Raw genomic sequence first — 26,277 nt, 5'->3', positions numbered from 1 at the left:
CGGTTCCGGCGGCGCGCAATGGTTCCGCACGCTCCTCGGAGGAGCCTGAAGACTCCGGCATCGAACCCGTCGGCGCTTACCGTGTGACGGAGCCTGCCGCATCGGCCGCATCATCGGTCACCTCCCGCGCCACTCCCGTAGCCGGTGCCGCGCCGTCCGTCCAGCGGCGGCCGACGACCGGGCCGTCCGCGAACCAGGCCGCCCAGCAGGGCGGGACAGCCCAGGCCGCAGTTCCCCTTCCCCGGACCACCGCCGACGGCCCGGAGGCAGCGACCCCGCAGGCGACGCGCACCATGCCCGCCGTCCGGCGCCGCCCGTTGTCCGACAGCGAGCCGTCTCCATCCTCCCCAGGGCTTCTCACCGCAGCGCCGGAGCCGAACGAGAAGGCGTACGGCTCCGGCGGCACACCGCTGACGAAAGCCGACGGGGCAACCTCAGGGGCTCCCTTCAGCCCTGCCGGAGCCCCTTCCGGCCCGGCACCGGCCACCGGCGCGACGGCGTCGCCGTACGCACTCGTGCCAGGACCGGGCCGCCCGCCGCTCCAGCGGACGCACCGCCTGACGGCCGCCCCACGAAGCGCCGTCCGGGTCCCCAGGCCGCCCCTGGTACCCCTCGCACGCCGGGCGGACCGGTCGGTGATTCCGGCACCGGCCGCCCCGGCCTTCCGCGCCGCAACCACCCGATCCGCCCCGACCGCCGACCATCGTGCCCTCGGCACCCGGGCTTTCACGCCTGCGACCGGCCCGTCCACGCCGGGGATCACCCAGCCCGGGTTCGTGAACGCACCCACGGTCCAGCGGGCCCACGACACTCGCGCCGCCACGCCTACGACCGGCCCGTCCACACCGGGGACCAGCCAGCCCGGGCGGACGAACGCACCTGCGAACCATCGTGCCCAGACACCGCCTACACGCCCACCAACCCCGGCACCTCCCGTGCAACGCCAGACCCCCGCACCCCCCGCGCCACACGCCCCCCGGGCTTCCGCGTCGGCCGCCCCCGCCCTCGACGGCCTGTCTCCCGAAGCCCTCGACTCTCTCGCGCACTCCCTCCTAGGACCCCTCTCGCGCCTCCTGCGTTCCGAACTCCGCAGCGATCGTGAGCGCCTGGGCCTTCTCCGCGACGCCCTCTGACCACCCCTGCCCCCGCCGACGACGCATCGCAACGACCCCCGAGGACCGGACCCATGCCAACCGCTCTAGATCCCGCCTCCACCGTTTTCTTCCGACTCTCCATCGACGGTCTGGACCTCGGTCTCTTCAACAGCTGCGAGGGGCTCGCCTCCGAGGTGCAGGTGGAGCAGCGGGAAGAAGGGGGCAACAACGGGTTCGTGTGGCAGTTGCCGACGCGGGTGACGTACTCCACCATCCGGCTCACCCGGCCGCTGACCCCGGACACGGGGAAGGCCGCCGCGTGGATCTCGTCCATCGCGACCGGGATCACCCGGCCGACCGGCCAGATCGCCGCGTTGCGCGCGGACGGATCGGTTGTCGCGCAGTGGGGACTCATCGAGGTGCTGCCCGTGCGGTGGCAGGGGCCGAGCATGGACCCGGCCAACCCCGGCGTCGCCACCGAGACGCTGGAGATCGCCCACCACGGCTTCACCGATGCCAGGGGCACCTGATGGCCCCCGCGAGTGCCAACAGCAGCCTCGTACGGGCGCGGTTGGCCATCCACCATCCGCCGAGCGGGGCGAGCCGCACCATGGGCGGGCGGATCGGCGAGGTCGAGTTCCAGTTCAATCCAGGCCAGTTGGAGCTGTCGCGCTCGGCCTCCTGGTACGCGCAGCGGGCCGTCGGCTTCGACCGCGGGGCGCAGCAGGAGTTCTCCGGGGCCGACCCGGCCTCGCTGTCCGTCGAGGTCTTCCTCGACGCCTCCGCCGGCCCCACCAGCCCCCAAGTCCGCAAGAAGGTCGAGCAGTTGCTGTCCTGCTGCGAGGTGGATCCGCAGAGCCTGCCGACCAACCGGCCGTCCCCGCCGTGGGTCCGTTTCTCGTGGGGCGGCTTCAGCACCGTCCAGTTCACCGCGTACGTGGAGAGCGTCAGCGCCGCCTACTCGCTGTTCAGCCCCACCGGGGAGCCACTGCGGGCCACGTGCCGACTGTCGCTCAAGGAGATCCCGACACCGGTCAAGGGCCAGAACCCCACGTCCGGTGCGCTGAGCGCGCGGCGGGTCCACCAGGTGGTCGTGGGCGACACGCTGCCCGCCCTGGCCTGGCGGGAGTACGGCAACGCCACCCGCTGGCGTGTCATCGCCGTGGCGAACGACATCGACGACCCCATGCGGCTGCGGCCCGGCAGTGAACTCCTGCTGCCGTCCGCCGACGACGTACGACGAGGACGAGAACCAGAGGGAACACCGTGACGACGAAGTCCTACACGACTGTGCTCAAAGTGCGGGTCCAGGGGGTCCCACTGCCCGACGCGGTGGCCGGACGGCTCGTCTCGGCCTGGATCGACGCGAGCGTGAACGTGCCGGCCGCCTTCCGGCTCGTGTTCAGCGACCCGGCCCGCGATCTGCTGAGCACCTTCCCGGCACTCGTCGTCGGTGCGAAGGCGGAGCTGATCCCGTACACGGACGGCACCCAGGGCCGTCCGCTGCTCACCGGCGAGGTCACCGCGCTGGAGGCCGATGTCGACGGGACGGGCAAGTCGCTGATCGTCCGCGGCTACGACCCCGGCCACCGGCTGCTGCGCAACCGCCGGGTCGCCGGGTACCCGAACATGACGGCCGCCGACATCGTGCGCCGGCTCGCCACCGAGAACGGGCTCAGGGCCGGGACGATCGACGCGACTCCGACCGTCTACGAGCTGGCCACCCAACCGAACCTCACCGACTGGGACTTCCTGGCCCGCCTGGCCCGCGAGAACGACGTCCGGCTGTACTTCGACGAGGAGGGCCTCCTCCAGTTCACCGCCCTGCGCACGGCCTCCGGCGCTCCCGCCGACACCACCCCGGCCGCGCAGAGCCCCTACGTCCTGGAGTTCGGTGTCAACGCCGGCGACAGCCGGGTGTCCGTCACCGCCGCGGGACAGGTCCCCTCGGTCTCGGTGCGCGGCTGGGACGTACAGACCAAACGGCCGCTGACCGCCGACGCGCGCGCCACCGCGAGCACGGAGATCCTGACCGGGACCACACCCGCCGAGGTCGCCGCCCCGTTCGGCGCCGCCTCGCTGACCGCCACGGCGGTCCCGCACACCACCCAGGCCCAGGTGCGGCACGCCGCCGAGGCGCTCGCCGACGACGTGACGGGCTCCTTCGCCGAGCTGGAGATCGCCGTCGACGGCAATCCCGAACTGCGACCCGGTGTACCGGTTGCGCTCAACGGCGCGGGCTCGCCGTTCGAGGGCAAGTACACGGTCACCGGCGTACGGCACGTCTTCGCGTCACGGCAGCGGTACACGACGTGGGTGCAGGTCAGCGGACGTCAGTTCCGCTCGCTGTACGGGCTGGCGGCCGGTCCCCGGGAAGCGCCCGCGCTGCCCGGTGTCGTCGTCGCCGTCGTCAGCAACATCAAGGACCCGCTGAAGATGGGCCGGGTCAAACTGCGGTTCCCCTGGCTGTCCGACAGCTACGAGAGCGACTGGTGCCGGGTGGCGCAGTTCGGCGGGGTGCGCGGCGGCGGGCTGATCCTGCCCGAGGTCAACGACGAGGTGCTGGCCGCCTTCGACCGGGGCTCGCTGGAGCACCCGTACGTCCTGGCCGGTCTCTACAACGGTGTCGACAAGCTGCCCCGCATCAAGGAGGGCAGCCCGCCCGTGGACGCCACCAGCGGCACGGTCAACTGGCGGAGCCTGGCCTCGCGCGGCGGCCAGGCCGTGGAACTGCTCGACGACGGGCGCAGGGCGCGGGGGGTACGGCTGCGGACCGGCGACGGAGCGCTCACCGTGCACCTCGACCAGAACCGTACGACCGTGACCGTCCGCAGCGACGGCAGCGTCACCATCCAGGGGGTACGCGGCGTCGAGGTGAAGGCGGGCGGCGACCTGAACCTCACCGCGGGGCGGGCCGTGAACATCACGGCCGGGGCCGCGCTGAACCTCAAGGCCGGCGGCAAGGTCGAAGTCGCCGCGGGCGGCGCGGTGAGCCTCGACGCGGTCGGCACCGCCAGCATCAAGGCGGTCGGGCCGGTGGCACTGACCTCGGCCGCCAACGCCTCCGTCACCGCGGCGACCGTGACGCTGTCCGGTCTCACCCTGGCCAACGGGGTGCCGTTCTGATGGGCGAGCAGTTCATCGGCGCGGGCTGGGCGTTCCCGCTGCACACCGACGCCTCCGGCGGGATCGCCCTGGTCCGCCGCGAGCGCGAGATCGAGGAGTCCATCCGGCTCGTGCTCGCCACCGCGCCCGGAGAGCGGCCCATGCGTCCCGAATTCGGCTGCGCCGTCCACGACTTGGTGTTCGCGCCGGTCAACGAGGCGACCGCCGGCCGCATCGGCTACGAGGTGCGGACCAGCCTGGAGCGCTGGGAACCCCGGATCGAGGTGGCCGAGGTGGCCGTCACCGCCTCCCCGGACGACCCGGCGGTGCTGCTGATCGACGTCCGTTACGCGATCGGAGGCACCAGCAACCCACGCAGCCTGGTCTTCCCCTTCTACGTCATCCCGTCCAGCGAAGGCGATGTGTGACCCCCCATGGCCCTGCCCGCCCCCAACCTCGACGACCGGCACTTCCAGCAGTTCGTCGACGACGCGAAGCGCTACATCCAGCGACGCGCCCCGGAGTGGACCGACCACAACGTCTCCGACCCCGGGATCACCCTCGTCGAGGCCGTCGCCTACATGACCGACCAGCTCGTCTACCGGCTCAACCGGGTCCCGGACAAGAACTACCTGTCCTTCCTGGACCTGTTGGGGGTGACGCTCTTCCCGCCGTCGGCGGCCCGCGCGGACGTCACCTTCTGGCTGTCGGCCGCACAGCCGGAGCCCGTCCTGCTGCCCGCCGGGACCGAGGTGTCCACCCAGCGCACCGAGACGCAGGAAGCCGTCGTCTTCACCACCGAACGTGACCTGGCCGTGCCGTCGTGCTCGCTCCGGCGCGTGTTGCGCCAGGAGAACAAGGGCAGCCCCCAGGACCGTACGAGCGCCGTCCTCGGAGCGACCGACGTGCCCGCCTTCGCCGCGAAACCGCAGCCCGGGGACGTCCTTCTCTTCGGCCTGTCCGAGGCCGTCCCCGACTGCGCGGTGGTGCTGGCCCTGGACAGCCGGGTCGACGGCGTCGGAGTGGACCCCCGCCAGCCGCCGCTCGCCTGGGAGGCGCGGACGGCGTCGGGCTGGGAGGCGTGCGAGGTGGACGAGGACACCACGGGCGGCCTCAACCGGGCCGGCGAGGTGATCCTGCACGTGCCGGGCGGGCACACGCTCTCCCCACTCGGTCAGCACGAGGCGGGCTGGCTGCGCTGCCGGGTCCTGAAGCCCGCCGACAACCAGCCCTTCTACTCCGCCACCCCCACCATCCGGTCCGCCGCCGCCTACACCATCGGCGGCACCGTCCGCGCCGTGCACGCGGTCGAGATCCGCGACGAACGGCTCGGCGAGTCCTCCGGCGCGTCCGGGCAGCGGATGCGGCTCGGGCAGGCGCCGATCGTCGCGGACGATCCGCCGCTGGAGGTCGAGGTGGCGGAGGGCGACGACGGCTGGCGGGCCTGGCGGATCGTCCCCGACTTCGCGGCCTCGGGACCGGCCGACCGGCATCTGACGGTCGACGCGACGACGGGTGAGATCGCCTTCGGCCCGTCCGTGCGGCAACCGGACGGCACCCTGCGGCAGTTCGGAGCCGTGCCCGCCAAGGGCGCGGTGGTCCGCGCGGCGCGCTACCGGGCCGGGGGCGGTCGCGGCGGCAATGTCTCGCGTCGCGGCTTGCGGGTGCTGCGCAGCTCCATCCCGTACATCGCCCGGGTCGAGAACCGGGAGGCCGCCCGCGGCGGGGTCGACGGAGAGACCGTCGAGGAGGCCAAGGTCCGCGCGCCGATCGCGCTGCGGGCCCAGGAGCGGGCCGTCACCGCCCGGGACTACGAGGAACTGGCCCGGCAGGCCGCGCCCGAGACCGCACGGATCGTGTGTCTGGGCGCCGAGTCGGACCGGGACGGGGAGGGAGCCGTCCGCGTCCTCGTCGTGCCCCGGGCCGTGCCCGACCCCGGCGGCCGGCTCCGGTTCGAGCAACTCGTCCCCGAGGACGAGCTGTTGGCGCGGGTGACCCGCCATCTCGACGAACGCCGTCCGCTGGGCACCCGGCTGGCCGTCGGCCCGCCCTACTACCAGGGCGTCTCGGTCACGGCGACCCTGCACGCCTATCGGAGCGTCTCCGCACAGGAGGTACGGGCCGCCGCGCTCGACTCCCTGTACGCCTACCTGGATCCACTGAGCGGCGGAGCGGACGGTGGGGGATGGCCGTTCGGCCGCCCGCTCCGCTCGGGGGAGATCTTCGCCGCGCTCCAGCGCGTACCGGGCGTGGAGCTGGTCGACGAGGTGGAGCTGTGCTCCGTCGACCCGCTGACGGGCCGCCGCGGCGAGCCGACCGACCGCGTCGAACTGACCGCGTCCGCCCTGCTGTTCCCGTACGACCACCGTGTCCGAGTGGTGGGGGAGCGATGAACACTCCTGTCGTCTCGCCCCGCCCGCTGCGGGACCAACTGCCGGGCGTGTACGCCGAGGACGCCTTCGCCGGGGCGTTCGCGGACGGGCTGGACACGATGCAGGCCCCGGTGCTGAACACGCTGGACTGTCTGGACGCGTACTTCCGCCCAGGGCTGGCGCCCGTCCACTTCCTGGACTGGATCGGGAGCTGGGTCGGAGCCGAACTGGACGGTCTGGCAGCGGAGTCCGTCCGGCGCGAGGCCGTCGGGATGGCGATGGCGCTGCACCGTCGGCGCGGCACGGCGTACGGGCTCGCGACCGCGATCCGCCTCGCCTTCGGCGTCATCGCCGAGATCACGGAGAGCGGCGGCGCGGCCTGGTCGGCCCGGCCACGCGGTCCGTTCCCGGGCGACCCGCGGCCGGGGCTGCGGGTCGTCGTACGGGTCCCCGACCCCACGACCTTCGACGCCCGGCGCCTGGAGAACCTGGTCGCCGCGGCCCGACCAGCACATCTGCCCTTCACCGTCGAGGTGTTGGCTGAGAGGACTGAGAAGAGATGAGCGAGAAGCCTACGGCCGACGGGCTGTGCCCGGTGTGCGGAACCCCGGGCCCCGGGAGCGGGGAGTCGTTCTGCGAGGTGTGCGGGACGCTGGTGGACTGGGACGCGGCGCAGGCTCCGGCCGCCGTGCCGGAGTCCGCCGTTTCGGGTTCCACGTCGGGCGGATCGGGGCCCGTGTCCGCCTCCGCGTCCGGGCCCGTGTCCGTGTCCGGGGAGGAGCGGCCGGGTCGGCAACGGCCCGAGTCGGACGGGACCTTGCCGACAACCTTCGCTTCGCGCGCGGAACGCACCGGTGGCACCGAGCGTCCGCCGGCGGGTGGTTCGGTACGGCGTCCCGACGGCGGGACGTCCGGCGCGGGAGCGGTATCGGTCCCGACGCCGGAGGCGACGACGTCCGGAGCGGCGGTTTCCGCGTCTCCCGGTGAGCCGGAGCCCACCCGGCCGGCGAGCGGGGACGGGACGCCACGCGGCGCGGCCGAGCCCCGGTCGGGGCCGGGCGGCGAGACCCGGGCCAGGGCACTCCTCGTACCGGTGCCCGAGGCGGGGGCCCCTGCCCCGGACGTGGCCCCCGTACTGCCCGGCCGTCCCGAGCCCGAGCGGCCGAGCGTGCGCGCGGCGACGCCGGAGGAGGAGAGCGGCATCACCTGCTGGCGTTGCGGGGTGCAGAACCGTCCGGACCGTACGTTCTGCCGGAACGACGGCGCTCCGCTGGACCGGGGCGGACAGCGGACGACCACGGTGGGCCGTCGGCGGGGCGAACGATTCGCGGGCTGGCGGCCCCGCGTGTCCCGGGCCCGGGTGCTGATCGCCGTCGGGGTCGTGGCCGCGCTGGTGGGTGCGGCGTTGCTGACCCCCGCCGCGGTCGGCGCGATACGCGACCACTTCACCGACCCCGCCCCGCTCCCGCCCGCCGCGGTGAGCGCGTCCAACTCCGACGCAGCGCACCCCGCGCGGTCCGCGTTCGACGGGGTCAGCAACACCTGGTGGGGGCCCGGCTTCTCCGGCGACTCCGCGGGCCAGTACCTCCAGGCGAACTACAGCCGACCGGTCGACCTGAAGAAGATGATCATCACGCCCGGTGTGTCGACACGCTCCGCGGACCTCGGTGCCGAGGCCCGCCCCCAGCGCTTCGATCTGCTCATCACCGACTCCTCGGGCCGCACCTCGCTGACGCACTACCAACTCGCCGACGGCGGTCCCCAGCTCGTCGACGCCTCGATGCACGACGCCGTACAGGTCGACATGATCCTGCGCAGCGCGTACGGCACGGCCTCGAACAAGCAGGTGGCGATCGCCGAGGTGGAACTGCTGGGCCGCGCGGCGAGCTGAACAACCCCGCCGCGCCTCACGAAGGCCGCGCCGGACACAGAGAACAAGCCGAGGGAGCCCCCGACTCGTCGAGGCCCCGCAGCTTGGTGCGGAAGGATTCCGCGTCGGTGTGGCCGAGCCGCTCCGCGACATCCAGTCCTTTCAACCACGCGGTGCGGGCCTCGTCCCCTCGTCCGAGGCTGAGGTACGCGTCCCCGAGGCCCATGAGGGTGTCCGCGGTCAGCCAGGAGGCGTCGATGGTCTCCCGCCAGATCGCGAGGGCGCTGCGGAAGCTGGTGACGGCTTCGTCGTACTGCCCGAGGTGGTACTGGGCGTGGCCGATGCTGTCGTGGATGTGCGCCGCAGTCAGGTCGTCTCCGAGCCTTCGATACAGGTCCAGCGCTTCTCGGCAGTGGTCGAGAGCCCGCTGGTACTGGCCGAGGAGGATGAGGCTCCAGCCGACCCCGTTGAGCCCGGCCGCGATCCTGAGCTGCCCCCGGCTGTCGTCGGCCCCCCGGCAGACGGACCGGTACAGCGCGAGTGATCGCTGCGCGGCGGCGAGCGCGCCCTCAAGATCTCCCTGCAACTCCACGATCCAGGCGAGCGTCCGATAGGCATCGGCGCAGGCACCCATGTCGCCGGCACGGGTGAACAGTTCGACGGCACGCTCGACATGACCGCGCCGGTCGGCCAGGTCGCCCAGCCCCGGGGCGGCGGCACCGAGCCCCCGATGCGCGTGGCCCCGCGCGACCGGGTCGTCCAGCCGGAGCGCCGCGTCCAGCGCCGCGCGGTGCACGGCCTCCTGCTCCCGCCACAGCCCGCAGATGTGCAGATGGCTGGCCATGGCCCAGGCGAGTTGCCAGGTATGGACGTCGAAGTGATGGGCGGCGGCCTGTTCGACCAGCGCGAGGAGTACCGCCTGCTCCGCGGCGAACCAGGCGTTCGCCTTCGCGGCGTCCCCGGCGAAGTCCTCGGCGCGCACCCCGTCGACGGCCGGGGCCAAGGAGATCAGTACGCGTGCGGTGCCGGTCAGCGCGACCGCGTTGTGGCCGGTGTGGAGGTAGTGGTCGAACATGCGGTGGCGGGCCGCCGTCACCTGCTGGGGCGGTTCGAGGGTCTCGGCGAGTTCGGCGGCGTAGGCGCGCAGCAGGTCGTGGGAGGCGTAGCGGCCGGGGGCGGTCTCGTCGGCGAGGTGGGCCTGGATGAGTTCGGACAGCAGTTGCTGGGTGTGTACGGCGCTCAGGCCGGCCAGACTGGCCGCCGCGGGCAGGGTGATGTCGGGTCCGGGGTGCAGCCCCAGCAGCCGGAACAGGCGGGCGGCATCGGTGGTGAGGGCGTGGTAGGACCAGGAGAAGACGGCGCGTACGTCGGCCGTGGCGTCCTGGTCGCGCAGGGCGTCCAGGCCGGTGACGCTCTCCCGCAGTTCCTTCGCCACGGCCGCCATGGAGATGGCGGACCGGGTCGCCACGCGGGCGGCGACGACCGCCAGGGCCAGCGGCAGCCGTGCGCACCGGGCGATGATCTCCTCGACCGCCTGTGCCTCGGCCTCGACCCGGTGGTGCCCGAGCCGCCGGGCGAGCAGCGCACGGGCCTGCGGCAGCGTGAGCACGTCGAGGTGGAGGGGATGAGCACCGTCCATGGCGACCAGCCCGGCGAGCCGGTTGCGGCTGGTGACGATCACCAGGCAGCCGGGAGTACCGGGCAGCAGGGGGCGCACCTGCGCGGCGTCACGGGCGTTGTCCAACAGCAGGAGCACGCGTCTGCCGCTGAGCAGGGTGCGGTACCGGGCCGCGAGCGAGTCCACGTCCTGCGGCAGCCCGTTCACATCGGCGCCCAGGGACTCCAGCAGCGAACGCAGGGCCTGCCCCGGCGCGACCGGCAGACCGACCGGGTCGAAGCCCCGCAGGTCCAGATACAGCTGCCCGTCCGGGAAGCGGTCGGCGACCTGCCGCGCCCAGTGCACCGCGAACGCGGTCTTGCCCACACCCGCCATCCCCGCGACGGCACTCACCACCACGGTGGAGCCCAACGGCAGCGCGGCCACCTCCGCCAGCTCCGCCTCCCGGCCCACGAAGACCGTCAGAGCGGCGGGCAGTTGAGCCGGGATCGCGGCGGGGGCCGCAGGGGGAGCGACAGGCAGGGCCGGTCCAGCGGGTTCGGCGGGCGCGACGGGTTCGGGAGGTGTGGCCGGTTCGACGGGTGCGGGTCGGGCCGGGGCCGGTGGGGCGAGGAGGTCGACGTCGGCCCGCAACACGCGCTGATACAGCGACTGCAATGCCGGACCGGGGTCCACCCCTAACTCCTCCGCGAGCAGCGACTGCGTCTCACGGTAGGTGGCCAGGGCCGCGGCCTGCCGCCCCGAGCGGTACAGGGCGAGCATCAGCAGCTCCCGGAACCGCTCGTCCAGCCGATGCTCCGCGACCAGACCCGTCAGCTCCGCCACTGCCTGTCCATGCGCGCCCAGACCGAGTTCGGCCGTAATACGGGCCGCCTCCGCGGACAGCCGCAGTTCCTCCAGCCGCCGCCGCTGAGCTAGCGCGTACTCACCCCGCACGCCCGCCAGTGCCACCCCCCGCCACAGACCAAGGGCGTCCCGCAGATGTGTCACCGAGCCTTCGATGTCACCCGCACCCCGCGCACGCGCGGCCCGTGCCGTCAGGTCCCGGAAGACATCCAGATCCAACTCTGCGGAGCCCAGGCACAGTTGATAGCCGTTGCCGGTGGAGCGGATCACCGAGGACGCGGGGGCGCCGTCCGGCTCCAGGACTTTCCGCAGCCGGTGGACGTAGGTCCGGAGGATGCCGGCCGCCGAGGACGGCGCGCTGACTCCCCACACCGCATCGATCAGCCCGCCGGCCAGCACTTGCGCGCCCTCCGCCAACAGCAACACCACCAGCACGGCCCGCTGTTGAGGCGGACCGAGTTCGATCTCGCCCCCGCCGCGCCACGCCCTGACCGGACCCAGCACCGAGAACCGCAGCTCCTCCTCCAACTGGTGTCCTTTCCGGGCGTTCCACGGCCGAAGCCGACCGTCGATCCGATCACACGGATCAATGTGTATGAGTACTTGTCACGTTGGTTGATGCAATGCGCCGGGGCCGCCGCACGGTCACGAGGCGGGTGGTGCGCGCGCCCCCACGCGGACCGGTGTCGATCAGGCGGCCGTGGGGACGACGGAGTGCGCCCGGACGGCTGTCACGGACGGGTTGACGAGCGTGGGCGCGGCTTCAACCGTGACGTCATCGGCCGGTTCGAAGCCGGCAGCGGCGAGGGGAACAGGCCTGCTGCCGAGGGGCTGTACGGGGGTGGAGGCCGGCGAGGGCTTTGCTCACGCCGGCCTCGGCGAACGACGACACCTCCACCATGTCACGGAGTCGCAGGTCTTCCGTACGTCGCTGACATCGGTGCACGACGCGGCGAGCGGCCGACGGTCTCCTGGGTGCTGCGCCTGCCGGTCGTCACGGTTCCCTCCACCTGCTGGAGTCAGACTCTATTCACTGGATGGTATCTCTACTTACGGAGCCGCGGATCTGCTCGCTAGCATCCCGGTATGGATCGCACCGCAGTCCGCCCCCGCCGCGCCGAGTACCCCGACATGACCAGGGCCGCCGTGGTCGACGCGGCGCGTCGGCTGTTCGCGGAGAAAGGCTTCTTCCAGACGACGGTTCAGGAGATCGCGAAGCTGAGTCGGGTATCGCCGGCGACGGTGTACGCGCAGTGCGGCGGCAAGCAGGGGCTGCTGCGAGCGCTCATGGACAACTGGACGCGGGCCTCGATGGCCGAACGGGTCCAGCTCACCGGTGATGACGCCGCCCTCGTGCTGCGGGCCCTGGCCGCCGCCTACCTCCACATCACCGAGGAGTGGGGCGACGTCATCCAGGTGGTCATCGACGTCGCGCCGCACGACGACGAGTCCAGGTCGGTGCTCGCCACCGCGCACAGGCGGCACCGTCACAGCCTCGCCGTGATCTGCCGTCACCTTGAGGACATCGGTGCCCTGCGTGACGACGTGGACGCACGGTCGGCGACCCGGATCATCACCTACTACTACGGCCTCGACGGCCTGCTCCGAACCCGTGAGGTGTTCGGCTGGTCGCTGGAGCGTTCGAACGAGTGGCTCCTCGCTCAGGTGACAGCCGCCGTCCTGCGATCGCCGTCCACTTGAACCGAGGCGCCGATGTCCTTGATCGAGGCACTGTCGTTCTATTCACCCTGGTGCTCTGTGCCGAAGTATCAGAGTTCCTGATCTCCGGAACGAGTGCCGAAGGAAGAACGATGAAAACCAGGAAGACACTGTCCGTGGTGGCCGGAATCGGAGCCATGGCCGCCGGTATCACCCTTGCTTTTCCGGGATCTGCCGGCGCGGCCACAGCCGTGACCATCTGTAAGGACATCAACTACGGCAGTTGCACGAGTTTCCCCACCACGGCGTCGAATCTGAAGACGAGCGTCATCGGCGCGGGCTCCTGGAACGACGCGATCTCCTCGATCCAACCGGTCCCCGTCAAGATGTGCTTCTACGAGAACACCGACTACGGAGGCTCCTACGTGGTGTTCCCGGCGGGGGATTCCTCCGGGGATCTCAGGAAGGTGACGTTCATCGAGGGTGGCAGCGTACTGAACTGGAACGACCGGATCTCCTCGTTCAAGCCCTGCTGAGATCCTGCCTTCTGCGTCGGCTCTCCTTCTCGATGAACGCCGTCGGAGTGGAGCCGTAGGCCGCCTTGAAGTGGCGGATGAAATGACTGGTGTCCGAGAATCTCCAACGCGCGGCGACGCCGGCGACGCGTGCGCCGGGGGTCAGCAGTTCAACGCGGGCCCGCCGCAGGCGTTGACGTCGCACGTACACCATGACGGAGTCGTCCGTGTCCTCGAATGCCCGGTGCAGGCTGCGCAGCGAGATGTGCAGCTCTTGAGCGATCAGGGCCGGGGCGAGGTTCGGGTCGGCGAGATGCTCGTCGACGAACCGGCGGGCCGCGGCCAGCACCACGTTCGTGTGCTCGCCGGCTTCGGCGGTCCGGGCCGCGCCCATGGCGGCGGCCAGCAACTGGATACCGACGTCCTGGCTGACGCTCCGCCCGAGAGGGGAGAGGGCGTCGTCCGCGAAGCGCCGTGCCAGATCCAGGAATCCGGTGAGGAGCCTGACCTCGGCCAGGCCGGTGTCCGTCACGACGATCTGCGGCAGTTTCCCCGGCACCACCGCGTGGCGGACGAGTTGGTCCCGCGGCACGACCACGGTTCGTGATCTGGTCGCGGGACCGAACCAGAACCGCCAGGGCTTCGTGGTGTCCCGGAAGACCACTTGTCCGGGTAGGAGGGTGACGGATGTCGTCTCGTTCTCGAATCGGGCCCAGCCGGAGCGGATGAAGTGCGCGACCACGGAATCACTGTCCGGGACACCGCCCGAGACACCGGAGAATTCGTCGGAGTAATGGACGCCGTGGAGCAAGCTGCCGACCTGTCCGCCGCGCGCATGGCAGCGGAAACCGTCGCGTTCCGCTGCGGGACCCAACCGCAGGCTGCGGATGTAGGAGAACGGCCCGAAATCCCACTCCCTCGCCGAGCCCGGGCGATTCCCGTGATTCCCACCGCTCCGTGCAGGCAGGTACAACTGGGCCAGGATCGGTCCGTGCTCGGGTCGTACGAGATATCTCGCACGGGTTTCGCGCGGGGCGGATACCGGTGTGGAAGCCTGGTCGGTATCAGCGGCAGGACGTGGCTGTTGGTCGGACGCGGTTCCCATGGACTTCCCGTTCTCGCGGTGTGCACGCGCTCGACATCGCTCCGCTGCGCTGCGTATCCCCCGGCTCGCACAGTCCGCGACCGTAGTGCGACCGACTTCCCGTCGAGTGGACGCTTTGTGGACGGCCCCGCAGAGCCGACGGCACGTCACCCCGGTGCGGCAACAAGACCTCCTCACCGATGGCTGACAATCCTATGACATCGGCCCGGGACCGTTGGGTCATGCTCACGATCACAGACAGAGAAGAGCCGACGGACCGGGACCGGCATCAGGACCGGGCGTCGGTGTCCGGGGGAGGTTCCCCGCTCTCCCGGTTCACGGGTCACGGACGTCGCGTTCCGGCGGTGGTGCTCGTGACGGTGGTGGCCGTCGGCGCGGCCGGCACGGTAGCCGTGGCACGGCACTCGTCCGGCGCCCCCGACCCGCATGCCACCGCCGCGCCTTCCGTGCACACGGCCAAGGTGACCCGCCGTGATCTGAGCAACAGCCAGACCGTGCAGGGCCACCTGGGATTCGGGCCGGCGAAGGAGCTCAAGGGCGCCGGTACGGGCACGTTGACGAAGCTCCCCTCGAACGGGACGACGACCGGGCGCGGCAAGGCGCTCTACCGGGTCGACGACAGGCCCGTACCGGTCTTCTACGGGGACACCCCGTTCTTCCGGGATCTGAAGAAGGTCGGGGCGGTCGGAAACGACGTGACCGTGCTGCGGAAGAACCTCGCGGCCCTGGGCTACGACGTGGGTCACGAGGGGACCGCGCAGCGCTCGGCGAATCAGCCGCGGGCGCAGGGCTCGGCGTTCACGGCGTCCCTCGTGTCGGCGCTGAAGAAGTGGCAGCAGGACATGGGCCTCCAGCCGACCGGCGAGCTGAAGGTGGGCGATGTGCTCGTGCTTCCCGGGCCCGTACGCGTGAGCAGTGTGAAGGCGCAGGTCGGCGACCCGGTGGCCGAGGACATCCTCGGCTATGTCGCGCCGAGGAAGGTGATCACCGTGCCCGTCGACGCCCAGCAGGTGTCCGCGATCGCGCCCGGTGACCCGGTGACCGTCGTGCTGCCCGGAGGGGACGTCCCCGGCACGGTGTCGGCGGTCGGCGACACCGGGCAGAACGACTCCTCGCAACCGGACGCGGGAGACGGCTCCACTCCCAAGACCGACGTGACGGTCCTGCCGAAGCGGTCGTCCGACGTGGCGCACCTCGCTGACGCCGACGTCCAGGTCGAGTTCGTCTCCGAGACCCACAAGAACGTGCTCACGGTGCCGATCGGCGCCCTGCTCGCCCTCAGCGGCGGTGGTTTCGCCGTGCAACGACCCGGCGGTGAACTGGTGAGGGTGCGGACCGGCATGTTCGCCACCGGGCTGGTCGAGATCAGCGGCAAGGGCCTCACCGCGGGACTCGACGTGGTGGTCGCCTCGTGAGCCTCGCGAACCACGGGACCTCCCCACCGTTGGACGACGACGTACCCCGTCCCGTCCTTCTCGTGGACCGCGTCAGTCGGAGCTTCCCGGGCGGTGTCACCGCGCTGCACGAGGTGTCCTTGTCGATCGACGAGGGCGAACTCCTCGCCATCGTAGGACCGTCGGGGTCCGGGAAGTCCACACTCCTCAACCTCATGGGAACGCTGGACCGGCCCAGCAGTGGCCGGGTGGAGATCGGCGGCACCGACGTCACGTCGCTCGACGACCGGCAACTCTCCACCGTGCGGGGCCGCATGCTCGGCTTCGTCTTCCAGCAGTTCCATCTCACCGACGGGCTGACCGCGCTGGAGAACGTGTCAACAGGGCTGCTCTACGCCGGTGTTGCGCGCCGCGACCGACATGGCCTGGCCGCGGAAGCGCTCCGCCGGGTCGGGCTCGCGCACCGCACCGGTCATCTGTCGGCACAGCTTTCCGGCGGCGAGAGACAGCGTGTCGCCATCGCGCGCGCACTCGTCCACGACCCGGCCCTGATCCTCGCCGACGAACCGACCGGCGCGCTCGACACCGCCAACGGAGCGTCGGTCATGGAACTTCTGGCCGATCTCCACCAGGAGGGCACGACCATCGCCGTCATCACCCACGACCGCGACATCGCCGCCGGGTTCCCGCGACGCGTGGAGATCCGCGACGGACGTCTGACCAGCGACACGCGAAACGGAGCGACCAGTGCCCTCGGATAGCCAAGTGGAGCCCCTCCGGCGAGCGACCGCCCGGAACAACGGTGCGAGAAGCGCCCAGGTGGTCCGCCTCGGGCCCGTCGACCTGATCAGGGTCGGCATCATGGGACTTCGCATGCGCAAGGTCCGGGCCCTGCTCTCGGCTCTCGGTATCTCGGTGGGCGTGGCCACGCTGATCCTCGTCACTGCCGTCCCCGCCTCCAGCCAGCAGGCCCTGCTGAACAGGCTGACCGCGCTGGGCACCGACCGGCTCAAAGCGCAGCCGGTGGTGCCCGAGGGGCAGCAGCCGATCGAACTGCCGTCACAGGCCGCCGAGATGGCCGCCAGGATCGGACCCGTGACGGCCACCAGCGAGGTCGCCAACACCCACCGGTCCGTACGGCGCACCGAGGCCGACAACCCCGACGACACCGCCGCGCTGACCGTTCTGGCGACCCGGCCCAATCTGCTCGACCTGGTCGGAGGCTCGGTCCACACCGGACACTTCATCGACGCGAGGACCGCGGTACTTCCGACGGCGGTCCTCGGGTACCAGGCGGCCGGCACGCTCGGCTTCAGCCGTCTCACGGTCGGCGAGGACGCCCCGCTGCTGCGGCTGGGAGACCGGTGGTTCACCGTGACCGGCATCCTCGACCCGATGCCGCTCGATCCCGACCTGGAACTGTCCGTGTTCGTCGGGTGGGGCGCGGCCCAGCGCTACCTGGGCTTCGACGGACATCCCACCGTGGTCTACGCGAAGGCTCCGGACAGCGCGATCGACTCCGTCAAGTCCGTGCTCGCCGCCACGGTCTACCCTCCGCTCCCGAGCTTCGTGAGCGTCACCAATCCCTCCGACGCGCTCAAGGCCCAGCGCGCCGCCCGGAGTACCTACTCGACGCTGTACGTCGCGCTGGCCGGCATCGCGCTCGCGGTCGGCGGCATCGGAGTGGCCAACACCATGTACATCTCGGTCCTCGAACGCCGCCGTGAGATCGGCCTGCGACGAGCCCTGGGGGCGGGCCGGGGACACATCCGAGGTCAGTTCCTCACCGAGTCGGTGGTTCTGACGCTGCTGGGCGCGTGCGGGGGCGCGGCCATCGGGACGGCCTGTGCCACTGCCTACGCGGTGCTCCAGGGCTGGCCCGTCCTCATCCCCCTCGGCATGTTCGCCGGCGGGGTCGGCGCCTCCCTGGCGGTCGGTGTGCTGGCCGGCGTGTATCCGGCCGTCAGCGCGTCGCGGCTCACCCCGACCGAGGCCCTCGCCACCACCTGAACTCTGCTCAATTCTCCATGGAAAAGGACCAGCACATGCCTGTGCACCAGAGCCGATCCGGGCTCGCTCTGCCGCCTCTCGCCGCCGCCGTGATCGTCGGGGGGCTGCTGGTGAGCGGCTGCTCCAGCCATGACCGGCAGACCGCGAAAACGGCCGTGGCCTCGTTGCCGCCGGCCACCGGTTCGCCGGGTTCCCCGTCGGCGGCCGGCGACGGAAGGTCCACCTCGCAGGAGGACTCGCCGGACGCTTCCCCGGGCGTACAGCTCCGGCTCGACGACACCACGGAGAAGCGGCAACAGATCCGGAAGATCTACGCGAGTTGTCTCGCCGAGAACGGCATGGGGCAGAAGAGCCACGTCAGCGACACGGTACGCACGAAGGCGGAGGCGGCTTGCAAGGACAAGGCTCCGATTCAGCCGCCCGAGCTGGATCCCGCCAGGAATCCGCATTACAACCAGGACGTGGTGGCCGTGGTGAAGTGCCTCAACGGCCACGGCATTGCGGCGGTGATCGTGCCGGCCACCGCCGGCCAGCCGATGAACTGGACGCTGACCTCCGCCGACGTCCCCGGTGACTACGCACAGGTCAACACCGCGTGCCTGGTCAAGTCCTTCGGGTCCGCGTCCTGATGGCGATGGTCCACGGCAGACTCGGCCGTCCTATCGCCTATATTGTCCAGCAGCTTTCCACTGCCGAGTGCAGGGTAAATATCGGCCTTTCTTCGATGTTCCGTTCCATACGAGTCGATACGAGATCGACCGATACCGGACGGAATTCCCCTACGACCGACATCGCGAGATGTCTTCTGGAAAAGCTCGTATGTGCGCAGACATAGTGGTGGCGGAGGACGACGCCGATCAGGCTGAACTGATTCGCCGTTACCTCGAACACGAGGGGCACACCGTCACAGTGGCAGGCGACGGCCGTCTGGCTCTCGACCTGCTGCGCCGTCGGCTCCCGGACCTCATGGTGCTCGACGTGATGATGCCGTGGATCGACGGGCTCGACGTGTGCCGCATCGTCCGCGCGGATCCGCGTCTCGCGCATCTGCCGGTGCTGTTGCTGACCGCCAGGTCGTCGGAGGACGACCTGCTGGCCGGTCTCGATCTCGGCGCCGACGACTACATGACCAAGCCGTTCAGTCCGCGTGAACTGGTGGCTCGCGTGCGTTCGCTGCTGAGGCGCAGCGAACGGACCACGCCCACCGTCCCGGAGACGGCGGAACCCGACTCCGTCATGCGGGCGGGTCCCGTGTCGCTCGACGTCGCACGACACGAGGTACACGCGTACGGGCGGCACATCACCTGTACGCCCGGTGAGTTCAAGCTGCTGGAAATGCTCGCCGAACATCCGGGCCACGTGTTGTCGAGAAGTCAGATACTCGAACGTCTGCACGGCTCCGATCCCTTCATCACGCCCAGGACGGTCGACGTGCATGTCATGAATCTGCGCCGCAAGCTGCGAGTGGCCGGAGGCGACAGCCGGCCGCCCATGCCGCTGGTGACGGTGTACGGGGTGGGCTACAAGCTCGTGGACGAGCATCCGACGCGACCCCGTGGATGACCACGCCATGGACGAGGCCGGTCCGGGCTTCGTGGTGCGGCTCCGCGGTGTGCTGCGGTCCGGGCCGGTGCGATCGAGGACGGCCGATCCCCGCTTCTCCGCGGTCCCGCTGCGGCGCAGCCTGCTGATACGTCTGCTCGCGGTGTCGGCCCTCGTCTCGGTCTGTTCGATCACCGTGACGGCATGGGTGGTCCTGCACACCACCGCCGTCGCACTCGGCGGGGAGCGGGGACAGGCGCTCGCCGACGAGGACCGCGTGTACGACAGCCTGATGGGCTACGCGGCGACCCATACCAGCTGGAGCGGGGTGCGGAGCACGGTGCAGCGACTCGGCCGGCAGGCGGGTCACCGAGTGGTTCTGACAGCGGAGGACGGACGGGTCCTGGCGGACTCCGCACCTGAGCACGGCCATGTCTTCCGGCCGCCCGCGAAGGCGACCGCCGTCGTGAACCCGCTGTCCGTCGACGCGCAACTGGGCACCACGGCCCCGGGCGCGGACGGCGTCCAGTTCTCCGGGACCGTGGGGTCGGCGACACCAGCGATCGATCCCAGGGCGGTCGGCCCTTTCAGACTCTCCGCCCAGGACGCCGGGCGGCTGCGTACGGTGGCGAGCCGCGTGGCGAAATGCGTGGACGAGAACACGGGTGTGCAGGCACGCGTCCAACTCCTGCCGAGCGGGCGTCCGCGCGTGATCGTGCCCGGCATCGACGACGACGGCTTCGTCCTCACCAGGTCGTGCGCGCGAGGAACTCTCAACGCGCCTGTCGCGTCGGAGGCGAAGCCGCTGAAGACGCTCGACTCACTCGTCAACGCCTGTTTGCGACGCCTGGGTTCCGAGACGGTGATCCTGAACATCGCGGGAGGCTGGTCGTCCTCCGGCACTCCGGCTCCCTCGGGCGAGGCCGTCTCCTCGTGCCTGACGACGAGCCGCGCGCAACAACTCGCGCCGTACGTGGCACCGGAGGCGTTGTTGTACGTCGACAGCGACAGCCGTACCGCGACGACGTTCTTCGACCTGTCCGCGGCGAACAGGTCGAAGATCGCGGGCTGGGCGGCCGTCGTCGTCCTGGTCACCGTGATCGTCACAAGCCTGGCGGGTATCCGGCTGGTGCGCCCGCTGCGCATGGTCACCATGGCGGCCACGCGTATGGAGGACGGAGATCTGACCGCCCGGGTCCCCGTACGAGGTCGCGACGAGGTCGCTCGGTTGTCTGCGGCTTTCAACGCGATGTCCGAGCGTCGCGAGAAACTGGAGGTCCTGCGCCGTGACATGACCAATGACATCGCGCATGAACTGCGCACACCGGTGAGCAATCTCCGCGGCTGGCTCGAAGCGGTGGAGGACGGTCTCGCCCGCCCTGATTCCGACCTCGTGACGTCACTGCTGGGGCAGGCACTCCAGTTGCAGCACATCATCGACGACCTCCGGGACCTATCGGCGGCGGAAGCCGGCGAACTCCGCCTGTCGCCGGCTCCGGTGCGGGTCGCCGAACTCCTGCTGAGCGTGGTGACGGCCGGCCAGGCAGCGGCCGCCCCGGCCGGTGTCCGTCTGCGCAGCGAGGCGGACCCGTCGATCACGGTCGGCGCCGACCCCGTCCGGCTCCGGCAGATGGTGGACAACCTGGTGTCGAACGCGATCAGACACACACCGGCAGGCGGAACGGTCACGCTTCGCGCCCGCGTCGAAGACCGAGACGAGCTCGGCAGCCACGAAACGGAGCACCGGGGACCGGGGAGGAACGCCGTCGTCATCGACGTCTCCGACACGGGATGCGGAATCGCCCCCGCCGAACTCCCGCACGTCTTCGACCGTTTCTGGCGTGCCGAGAAGTCACGCAACCGGCGCAGCGGCGGCAGCGGCCTCGGGTTGGCCATCGTGCGACGCCTGGCCGAGGCACACGGAGGCTCGGTCACCGTCAGCAGCACGGCCGGCACCGGGTCGGTCTTCACCCTCCACTTGCCGTTGTGAGCGATGCCAGCAGGGGCTCGGAGAAATGGGGCGCGGTACCGACGTGTCCGGATGACGGGGGCAACTGCGAACGGGTCGTAGAGGGAGACCTGGGCTGGGACGGGTGGCCGGAACAGGGTGATTCGCGCGCCAGTGGCACCGTCGGTGCGGACAATGCGAGGCCCCTTGGGGGAGCACTCTCCGTGAAGACTGACGGCCACTCAGGGATCTCTGATGCATCGTCACCAATTCAAGATCATCTTGCACGCACGTTGCACAAGGTGATGAAAGACAGTGATGATCAATGGAGGGTCCTGCAAGTGTGTAACAGCAGTTCAGCAGGCATTTAGAAGTGTCGTGCCCCTCATCTCCCAGGGGCACGACACCCCCGCCGATCAGATGTCCCGGAAGATCTCGATCTGCGCCCCGACCGAGTTGAGCCGCTCCGCCAGATCCTCGTAACCGCGGTTGATGACATACACGTTCCGCAGCACGGACGTGCCCTCCGCCGCCATCATCGCGAGCAGGACGACCACGGCGGGCCGCAGCGCCGGCGGGCACATCATCTCGGCGGCGCGCCAGCGGGTCGGGCCCTCGACCAACACCCGGTGCGGGTCGAGGAGTTGGAGCCGGCCGCCGAGGCGGTTGAGGTCCGTGAGGTAGATCGCGCGGTTGTCGTAGACCCAGTCGTGGATGAGGGTCTGACCCTGCGCGACCGCCGCGATGGCCGCGAAGAACGGCACGTTGTCGATGTTCAGGCCCGGGAACGGCATCGGGTGGATCTTGTCGATCGGCGCCTCCAGCTTGGAGGGCCGGACCGTCAGGTCCACCAGGCGCGTACGGCCGTTGTCCGCGACGTACTCGGGCGTGCGGTCGTGGTCGAGGCCCATCTCCTCCAGGACCGCGAGCTCGATCTCCAGGAACTCGATGGGCACCCGGCGGACCGTCAGCTCCGACTCGGTGACGACGGCGGCGGCCAGCAGGCTCATCGCCTCGACCGGGTCCTCGGAGGGGGAGTAGTCCACGTCGACGTCGATGGTCGGCACGCCGTGCACGGTGAGGGTGGTGGTGCCGATGCCCTCGACCTTGACGCCGAGCGCCTCCAGGAAGAAGCACAGGTCCTGGACCATGTAGTTGGAGGACGCGTTGCGGATGACCGTGACACCGGCGTGCCGGGCGGCGGCGAGCAGCGCGTTCTCCGTGACGGTGTCGCCGCGCTCGGTCAGCACGATCGGGCGGTCGGGTGAGACGGCCCGGTCGACCTGCGCGTGGTACAGCCCCTCGGTCGCGGCGATGTCGAGGCCGAACCGCCGTAGCGCGATCATGTGCGGCTCGATCGTGCGCGTACCGAGGTCGCAACCGCCCGCGTACGGCAGTTTGAAGCTGTCCATGCGGTGCAGCAGCGGGCCGAGGAACATGATGATCGAGCGGGTCCGGCGGGCCGCCTCCGCGTCGATCGAGTCCATCTCCAGCTCGGCCGGCGGCACGATCTCCAGGTCGACGCCGTCGTTGATCCAGCGGGTGCGGACGCCGATCGAGCCGAGTACCTCCAGAAGGCGGTACACCTCCTCGATCCGCGCGACCCGGCGCAGCACTGTGCGCCCCTTGTTGAGGAGCGAGGCGCACAGCAGTGCCACGCACGCGTTCTTGCTGGTCTTCACATCGATCGCGCCGGACAGCCGGCGCCCGCCGACCACCCTCAGATGCATCGGACCGGCGTAGCCCAGAGAGACGATCTCGCTGTCCAGGGCCTCACCGATTCGAGCGATCATCTCAAGGCTGATGTTTTGGTTGCCGCGCTCGATGCGATTGACGGCGCTCTGACTGGTGCCGAGCGCCTCGGCAAGCTGCGTCTGTGTCCAGCCCCGATGTTGCCGGGCGTCACGGATGAGCTTGCCGATACGTACGAGGTAGTCGTCTGCCATGAGGCCGAGGTTATCTCAGATATGAGATGGCGCCTCCTGGGGGGTCCATTCGGGTGACGGCCGGTCAGCGGCGCTGCCGGTTGCCGTCAGTCGTCCTTCTTCGTGCGCGTCTTGCGCCATCCGAACGGCCCGGGCAGGTTCATCGATGTCGTACGGCGCCCCGAGGTGCTGCGCGTGTAACGCGGGCCGTTCTTGCCACCTGTCGTGAACGACAAGGACCCCTTGTTGATGTTCAGCCGAAGCCAGGGAAGGACCCGGAAGCTCTTACGGAACGTGAGCGGCATACCCGCCCCCTTTCGTCTGGCACCGGGTACCCCGAAGTCGGCCAATCATCCGAGGAAGAACGGGAGTTGCTCACGTCTCCCCGTTGTCGTCGAGCTGGAGGTGCCAGACGACCGCGACCGGCGAGTCGTCCAGTGCGGCGGCGGACGCTTCGGGATCCCAGTGCAGGAGGTCCCAGGACATCCACGTGGGCAGCGGGTCCGGGGCGGCGCCGGGATCGAGGGAGTGGCGCGGTCGGCGGGGTTCCTCGCAGTGCCGGACCCGGAACCCGAGGGGGAGGGCGGCCGTGAGGTACGCGCTGAGCGGGCGGTGGTACTCGGTGAGCAGGGTCGGGCGGCCGTCCGGGCCGGGGCGCCGGGGGAGGGTGGGCCGGAGATAGGACGACATGATGTGCGCGTCCGAGATCACGAGATGCCCGCCGGGCCGCAGCACCCGCGCGAACTCGGCCAGTACGACGGCCAGTTCGGGCACGTGCGTCAGAGCGAGCGCGCAGACGACGGTGTCACGGCGTTGTCGGGAAGCGGCAGTTGACGCAGATCGGCCTGGCGGAGATCGACGTCCGGCAGCCGCTCCCGCGCCCGAGCGAGCATCTCCGGCGAGGCGTCGCAGCCGATCACACGATGGCCGAGCCGGTGCAGATGGGCGGTGTGCCGACCCGTGCCGCACGCGGCGTCCAGCGCGGTGCCGACCGGCAGCCCGTCCAGGATGCGCTGGACGACGGGCTGCTCGGCGTCGATCATCCCGTTGCCGGGGTTGTCGTAGTGCGGCGCCCAGTCCTGATAGACGGCGGCCGTACTGATCGCCCCGGGGACCGCCGTGACGCCCTCGGCACGAGCAAGCTCCGGGCTGTCCAGCAGCCTGCGGATCTCGGCGGTCCGGGCCTCGACGAACGCCTGGTCGGCGCTCCCTTCCTTGAAGCCGCGCAGCAGGGCGGCACCCTCAAGTCCCAGCAGATACCCGAGCGGACTCAGATAGGTCATTCCGGGGACGGTACTGGCGCGCGACGGGTCGGCTCCAACGGTTTTCGCGGGGGAGTGGACCACGGGGGCCGGGTACCCGTACCAGGGGTCGGGGTGGGTCTCGCGGAGCCGTATGCGGAGCCGTCGTACGTGGACCGACCGAGGCGGTCGCGGAGCGCGCTGGATAGCATCCGCAGTCGCCGAACTCCCCAGGCCCGCTGAGGAAGGAACCACCCCATGGCACACCGTCCGACCCCGCCGATCGCGGAATTCCGCGTGTCCGACAGCAGTGCCGGCCCCTACGGAATCACCTGCGGCCCGGACCGCGCGCTGTGGTTCACGATGGTCCACCACGGTCGGATCGGCCGGCTCACCCCGGACGGCGATGTCACCTCCTACCAGCTCGACCCCGCTTCCGGCGGACCGTCGATCATCACCACAGGGCCCGACGGCGCGCTGTGGTTCACCGAGTTCCGCGGCCACGGGATCGGCCGTATCACCACGACCGGCGAGATCACGTCGTTCCCGCTGCCGACTCCGGACGCCGGGCCGTTCGGCATCACCGCGGGCCCCGACGGAGCCCTGTGGTTCACCGAGGCGAACTCCGGCCGCATCGGCCGCATCACGCCCGACGGCGACGTCACCGAGTTCCCTCTCCCGCTCTCGGGAGCCTTCCCGTCGGCCGTCGTCACCGGCCCGGACGGCCGGCTGTGGTTCACGATGAACCAGGCGAACGCGATCGGCGCCATCGCACTCGACGGCCACGTCACGGTCCACCCCTTGCCCGCGCCGGACAGCGCCCCGGTCGGTATCACCGCCGGCGCCGACGGCGCCCTGTGGTTCGTCGAGATCGGCGCCGGGCGGATCGGACGGATCACGCCGGACGGGAAGATCGACGAATTCGCGCTGCCCGACCGCGCGTCACGCCCCCACGCCATCGCGGCCGATGACGACGGAAACTGCTGGTTCACCGAATGGGGAGCCAACCGCATCGGCCGGATCACCCCCGAAGGCCGGATCGACGAACACGACCTCCCCACCGCGTCCTCCGAGCCGCACGGCATCACCCTGGGACCGGACGGCGCCGTCTGGACGGCCCTGGAGATCGGCACGGTCGCCCGACTCGACACCACCAACACCCCTTCCCCTCGCCGGAGTTGATTGACTGCCTCCCATGACCTCACCAGCGTTCGAGACCACCACCCCCGACCGGACCGCCTACCTCGACCGGGTCGCCGCGACCGACCTGGGCCGCTTCTACAAGGGGCGCATGCTCGACGAACTCGACATCCGTCCGGGCCAGACGGCACTGGACCTGGGCTGCGGCCCCGGCACGGATCTCGCCTCGCTCGCCCAGGCCGTCACCGCGACAGGCACGGTGATCGGTGTCGACCACGACCGGGCGACGGTCGACACCGCCAGGGAGCGCACCGCCGACCAGTTCACCGTCACCGTGCGGCTCGGCGACATCCACGACCTCCCGCTGCCCGACGACACCGCCGACCGTGCCCGCACCGACCGGGTCCTGCAACACGTCGCCGACCCCGCTCAGGCGCTCCGGGAAATCCACCGCGTGCTACGGCCCGGCGGGCGGCTCGTCATGGGGGAGCCGGACTGGGACACCCTGGCCGTCGACCATCCGGACAGCGACCTCTCACGCGCCTACACCCGGTACGTCACGGACAAGGTCGTCCGCAACGCCCGCATCGGCAGGGAGCTCCCCCGACTGGCGGCGGAGGCCGGATTCGCGGTGCCCACCGTCATCCCCGTCACGCCCGTGTTCCGGGACGCCGAGGCAGCCGACAAGATCCTCGGACTGGAACGGACCACCCGCCGAGCCGTCACCGCCGGACACCTCACCGAGGAAGGGGCGGCGCGCTGGCTGGACCACCTCTCCACCGGGCCCTTCCTCGCGGCGGTGACGTTCTACATCGTCGTGGCCGAGCGGCCGTAGCCGCCGATCCGGCCGGGACGGGCCGCCGGGAACGGCTCCGAGCGGGTCCGGGCATGAC

The 26,277-nt window shown here is 70.8% G+C and carries 21 protein-coding genes and 1 pseudogene; 17 read left to right on the top strand and 5 right to left on the bottom strand.

Annotated elements, in window-relative coordinates; translation table 11 throughout:
• Window positions 1-1,186: 1,186 nt before the first annotated feature.
• Genes ACIBK4_RS22825 through ACIBK4_RS22795 form a run of 7 tightly spaced genes read left to right on the top strand, consistent with a single transcriptional unit; the run spans window position 1,187 to window position 8,462 of the window.
• Entirely contained in the window at window positions 1,187-1,624 is a 438-nt protein-coding gene (locus tag ACIBK4_RS22825; protein ID WP_398996899.1) for a phage tail protein, read from the top strand.
• Window positions 1,624-2,364, top strand: coding sequence for a peptidase M23 (locus ACIBK4_RS22820; protein WP_398996897.1), 741 nt, complete (start codon window positions 1,624-1,626; stop codon window positions 2,362-2,364). The genes ACIBK4_RS22825 and ACIBK4_RS22820 overlap by 1 nt, the downstream gene beginning before the upstream one ends.
• On the top strand, window positions 2,361-4,220 hold the full coding sequence (locus tag ACIBK4_RS22815; RefSeq protein WP_398996895.1) for a VgrG-related protein: 1,860 nt from the start codon (window positions 2,361-2,363) through the stop codon (window positions 4,218-4,220). Before ACIBK4_RS22820 ends, ACIBK4_RS22815 begins: the two co-directional genes overlap by 4 nt.
• Complete coding sequence (locus ACIBK4_RS22810) at window positions 4,220-4,627, top strand: GPW/gp25 family protein (RefSeq protein ID WP_398996893.1); 408 nt, start codon at window positions 4,220-4,222, stop codon at window positions 4,625-4,627. The genes ACIBK4_RS22815 and ACIBK4_RS22810 overlap by 1 nt, the downstream gene beginning before the upstream one ends.
• 6 nt (window positions 4,628-4,633) lie before the next feature.
• The gene (locus ACIBK4_RS22805; RefSeq protein WP_398996891.1) at window positions 4,634-6,592 is read left to right on the top strand and encodes a putative baseplate assembly protein; all 1,959 of its coding nucleotides are present in this window, start codon (window positions 4,634-4,636) and stop codon (window positions 6,590-6,592) included.
• Window positions 6,589-7,134 carry a phage tail protein gene (locus ACIBK4_RS22800; protein WP_398996889.1) on the top strand — a complete coding sequence of 182 codons (546 nt, stop codon included), beginning with the start codon at window positions 6,589-6,591 and terminating at the stop codon, window positions 7,132-7,134. The genes ACIBK4_RS22805 and ACIBK4_RS22800 overlap by 4 nt, the downstream gene beginning before the upstream one ends.
• Window positions 7,131-8,462 (top strand): NADase-type glycan-binding domain-containing protein, encoded by a 1,332-nt coding sequence (locus ACIBK4_RS22795; RefSeq protein ID WP_398996887.1) that lies wholly within the window; start codon window positions 7,131-7,133, stop codon window positions 8,460-8,462. The genes ACIBK4_RS22800 and ACIBK4_RS22795 overlap by 4 nt, the downstream gene beginning before the upstream one ends.
• A gap of 16 nt (window positions 8,463-8,478) precedes the next feature.
• Here ACIBK4_RS22795 and ACIBK4_RS22790 read toward each other — a convergent pair whose 3' ends face one another.
• The gene (locus ACIBK4_RS22790) at window positions 8,479-11,433 is read right to left on the bottom strand and encodes an AfsR/SARP family transcriptional regulator (protein WP_398996885.1); all 2,955 of its coding nucleotides are present in this window, start codon (window positions 11,431-11,433) and stop codon (window positions 8,479-8,481) included.
• Window positions 11,434-11,991: 558 nt separating this feature from the next.
• Here ACIBK4_RS22790 and ACIBK4_RS22785 point away from each other — a divergent pair.
• Together ACIBK4_RS22785 and ACIBK4_RS22780 are read left to right on the top strand one after the other, a co-directional pair.
• The gene (locus ACIBK4_RS22785) at window positions 11,992-12,606 is read left to right on the top strand and encodes a TetR/AcrR family transcriptional regulator (RefSeq protein WP_398996883.1); all 615 of its coding nucleotides are present in this window, start codon (window positions 11,992-11,994) and stop codon (window positions 12,604-12,606) included.
• Window positions 12,607-12,716: 110 nt separating this feature from the next.
• Window positions 12,717-13,100 carry a peptidase inhibitor family I36 protein gene (locus ACIBK4_RS22780; protein WP_398996881.1) on the top strand — a complete coding sequence of 128 codons (384 nt, stop codon included), beginning with the start codon at window positions 12,717-12,719 and terminating at the stop codon, window positions 13,098-13,100.
• Here the strand turns inward: ACIBK4_RS22780 and ACIBK4_RS22775 are convergent.
• The gene (locus ACIBK4_RS22775) at window positions 13,087-13,821 is read right to left on the bottom strand and encodes a helix-turn-helix domain-containing protein (protein ID WP_398996879.1); all 735 of its coding nucleotides are present in this window, start codon (window positions 13,819-13,821) and stop codon (window positions 13,087-13,089) included. The two genes, ACIBK4_RS22780 and ACIBK4_RS22775, sit on opposite strands and share 14 nt — an antisense overlap.
• 584 nt (window positions 13,822-14,405) lie before the next feature.
• Here ACIBK4_RS22775 and ACIBK4_RS22770 point away from each other — a divergent pair.
• The 6 genes from ACIBK4_RS22770 (at window position 14,406) to ACIBK4_RS22745 (ending at window position 21,120) form a co-directional block, all read left to right on the top strand.
• Window positions 14,406-15,599: a peptidoglycan-binding protein gene (locus tag ACIBK4_RS22770; RefSeq protein WP_398996877.1), complete on the top strand. Its 1,194-nt coding sequence runs from the start codon at window positions 14,406-14,408 to the stop codon at window positions 15,597-15,599.
• A 62-nt stretch (window positions 15,600-15,661) separates the two neighbouring features.
• Entirely contained in the window at window positions 15,662-16,339 is a 678-nt protein-coding gene (locus ACIBK4_RS22765; protein ID WP_398997299.1) for an ABC transporter ATP-binding protein, read from the top strand.
• Window positions 16,340-16,439: 100 nt separating this feature from the next.
• A complete protein-coding gene (locus ACIBK4_RS22760; protein WP_398996875.1) occupies window positions 16,440-17,588 on the top strand; it encodes an ABC transporter permease in 1,149 nt (382 codons plus the stop codon).
• A 35-nt stretch (window positions 17,589-17,623) separates the two neighbouring features.
• Window positions 17,624-18,217 carry a hypothetical protein gene (locus ACIBK4_RS22755; protein WP_398996873.1) on the top strand — a complete coding sequence of 198 codons (594 nt, stop codon included), beginning with the start codon at window positions 17,624-17,626 and terminating at the stop codon, window positions 18,215-18,217.
• A 190-nt stretch (window positions 18,218-18,407) separates the two neighbouring features.
• Window positions 18,408-19,151, top strand: coding sequence for a response regulator transcription factor (locus ACIBK4_RS22750; protein WP_398997297.1), 744 nt, complete (start codon window positions 18,408-18,410; stop codon window positions 19,149-19,151).
• Between the two features lie 7 nt (window positions 19,152-19,158).
• Window positions 19,159-21,120 carry a sensor histidine kinase gene (locus ACIBK4_RS22745; protein WP_398996871.1) on the top strand — a complete coding sequence of 654 codons (1,962 nt, stop codon included), beginning with the start codon at window positions 19,159-19,161 and terminating at the stop codon, window positions 21,118-21,120.
• 374 nt (window positions 21,121-21,494) lie between these two features.
• Here ACIBK4_RS22745 and ACIBK4_RS22740 read toward each other — a convergent pair whose 3' ends face one another.
• The 3 genes and pseudogenes from ACIBK4_RS22740 to ACIBK4_RS22730 form a co-directional block, all read right to left on the bottom strand.
• Window positions 21,495-23,024 (bottom strand): helix-turn-helix domain-containing protein, encoded by a 1,530-nt coding sequence (locus tag ACIBK4_RS22740; RefSeq protein ID WP_398996869.1) that lies wholly within the window; start codon window positions 23,022-23,024, stop codon window positions 21,495-21,497.
• Window positions 23,025-23,110: 86 nt separating this feature from the next.
• On the bottom strand, window positions 23,111-23,308 hold the full coding sequence (locus tag ACIBK4_RS22735) for a DUF4236 domain-containing protein (protein ID WP_398996867.1): 198 nt from the start codon (window positions 23,306-23,308) through the stop codon (window positions 23,111-23,113).
• Window positions 23,309-23,378: 70 nt separating this feature from the next.
• Window positions 23,379-24,046 (bottom strand): annotated as a pseudogene (locus tag ACIBK4_RS22730) (class I SAM-dependent methyltransferase).
• Window positions 24,047-24,502: 456 nt separating this feature from the next.
• On the opposite strand from ACIBK4_RS22730, the gene ACIBK4_RS22725 reads away from it, so the two are divergent.
• Both ACIBK4_RS22725 and ACIBK4_RS22720 read left to right on the top strand, forming a co-directional pair.
• Window positions 24,503-25,426: a virginiamycin B lyase gene (locus tag ACIBK4_RS22725; protein WP_398996865.1), complete on the top strand. Its 924-nt coding sequence runs from the start codon at window positions 24,503-24,505 to the stop codon at window positions 25,424-25,426.
• A 13-nt stretch (window positions 25,427-25,439) separates the two neighbouring features.
• Window positions 25,440-26,219 (top strand): methyltransferase domain-containing protein, encoded by a 780-nt coding sequence (locus tag ACIBK4_RS22720; RefSeq protein WP_398996863.1) that lies wholly within the window; start codon window positions 25,440-25,442, stop codon window positions 26,217-26,219.
• Window positions 26,220-26,277 lie beyond the last annotated feature (58 nt).

This window comes from Streptomyces sp. NPDC050528 (assembly GCF_044457795.1).
Taxonomy (GTDB): domain Bacteria; phylum Actinomycetota; class Actinomycetes; order Streptomycetales; family Streptomycetaceae; genus Streptomyces.
This window is presented reverse-complemented; position numbering and strand designations above follow the sequence as displayed.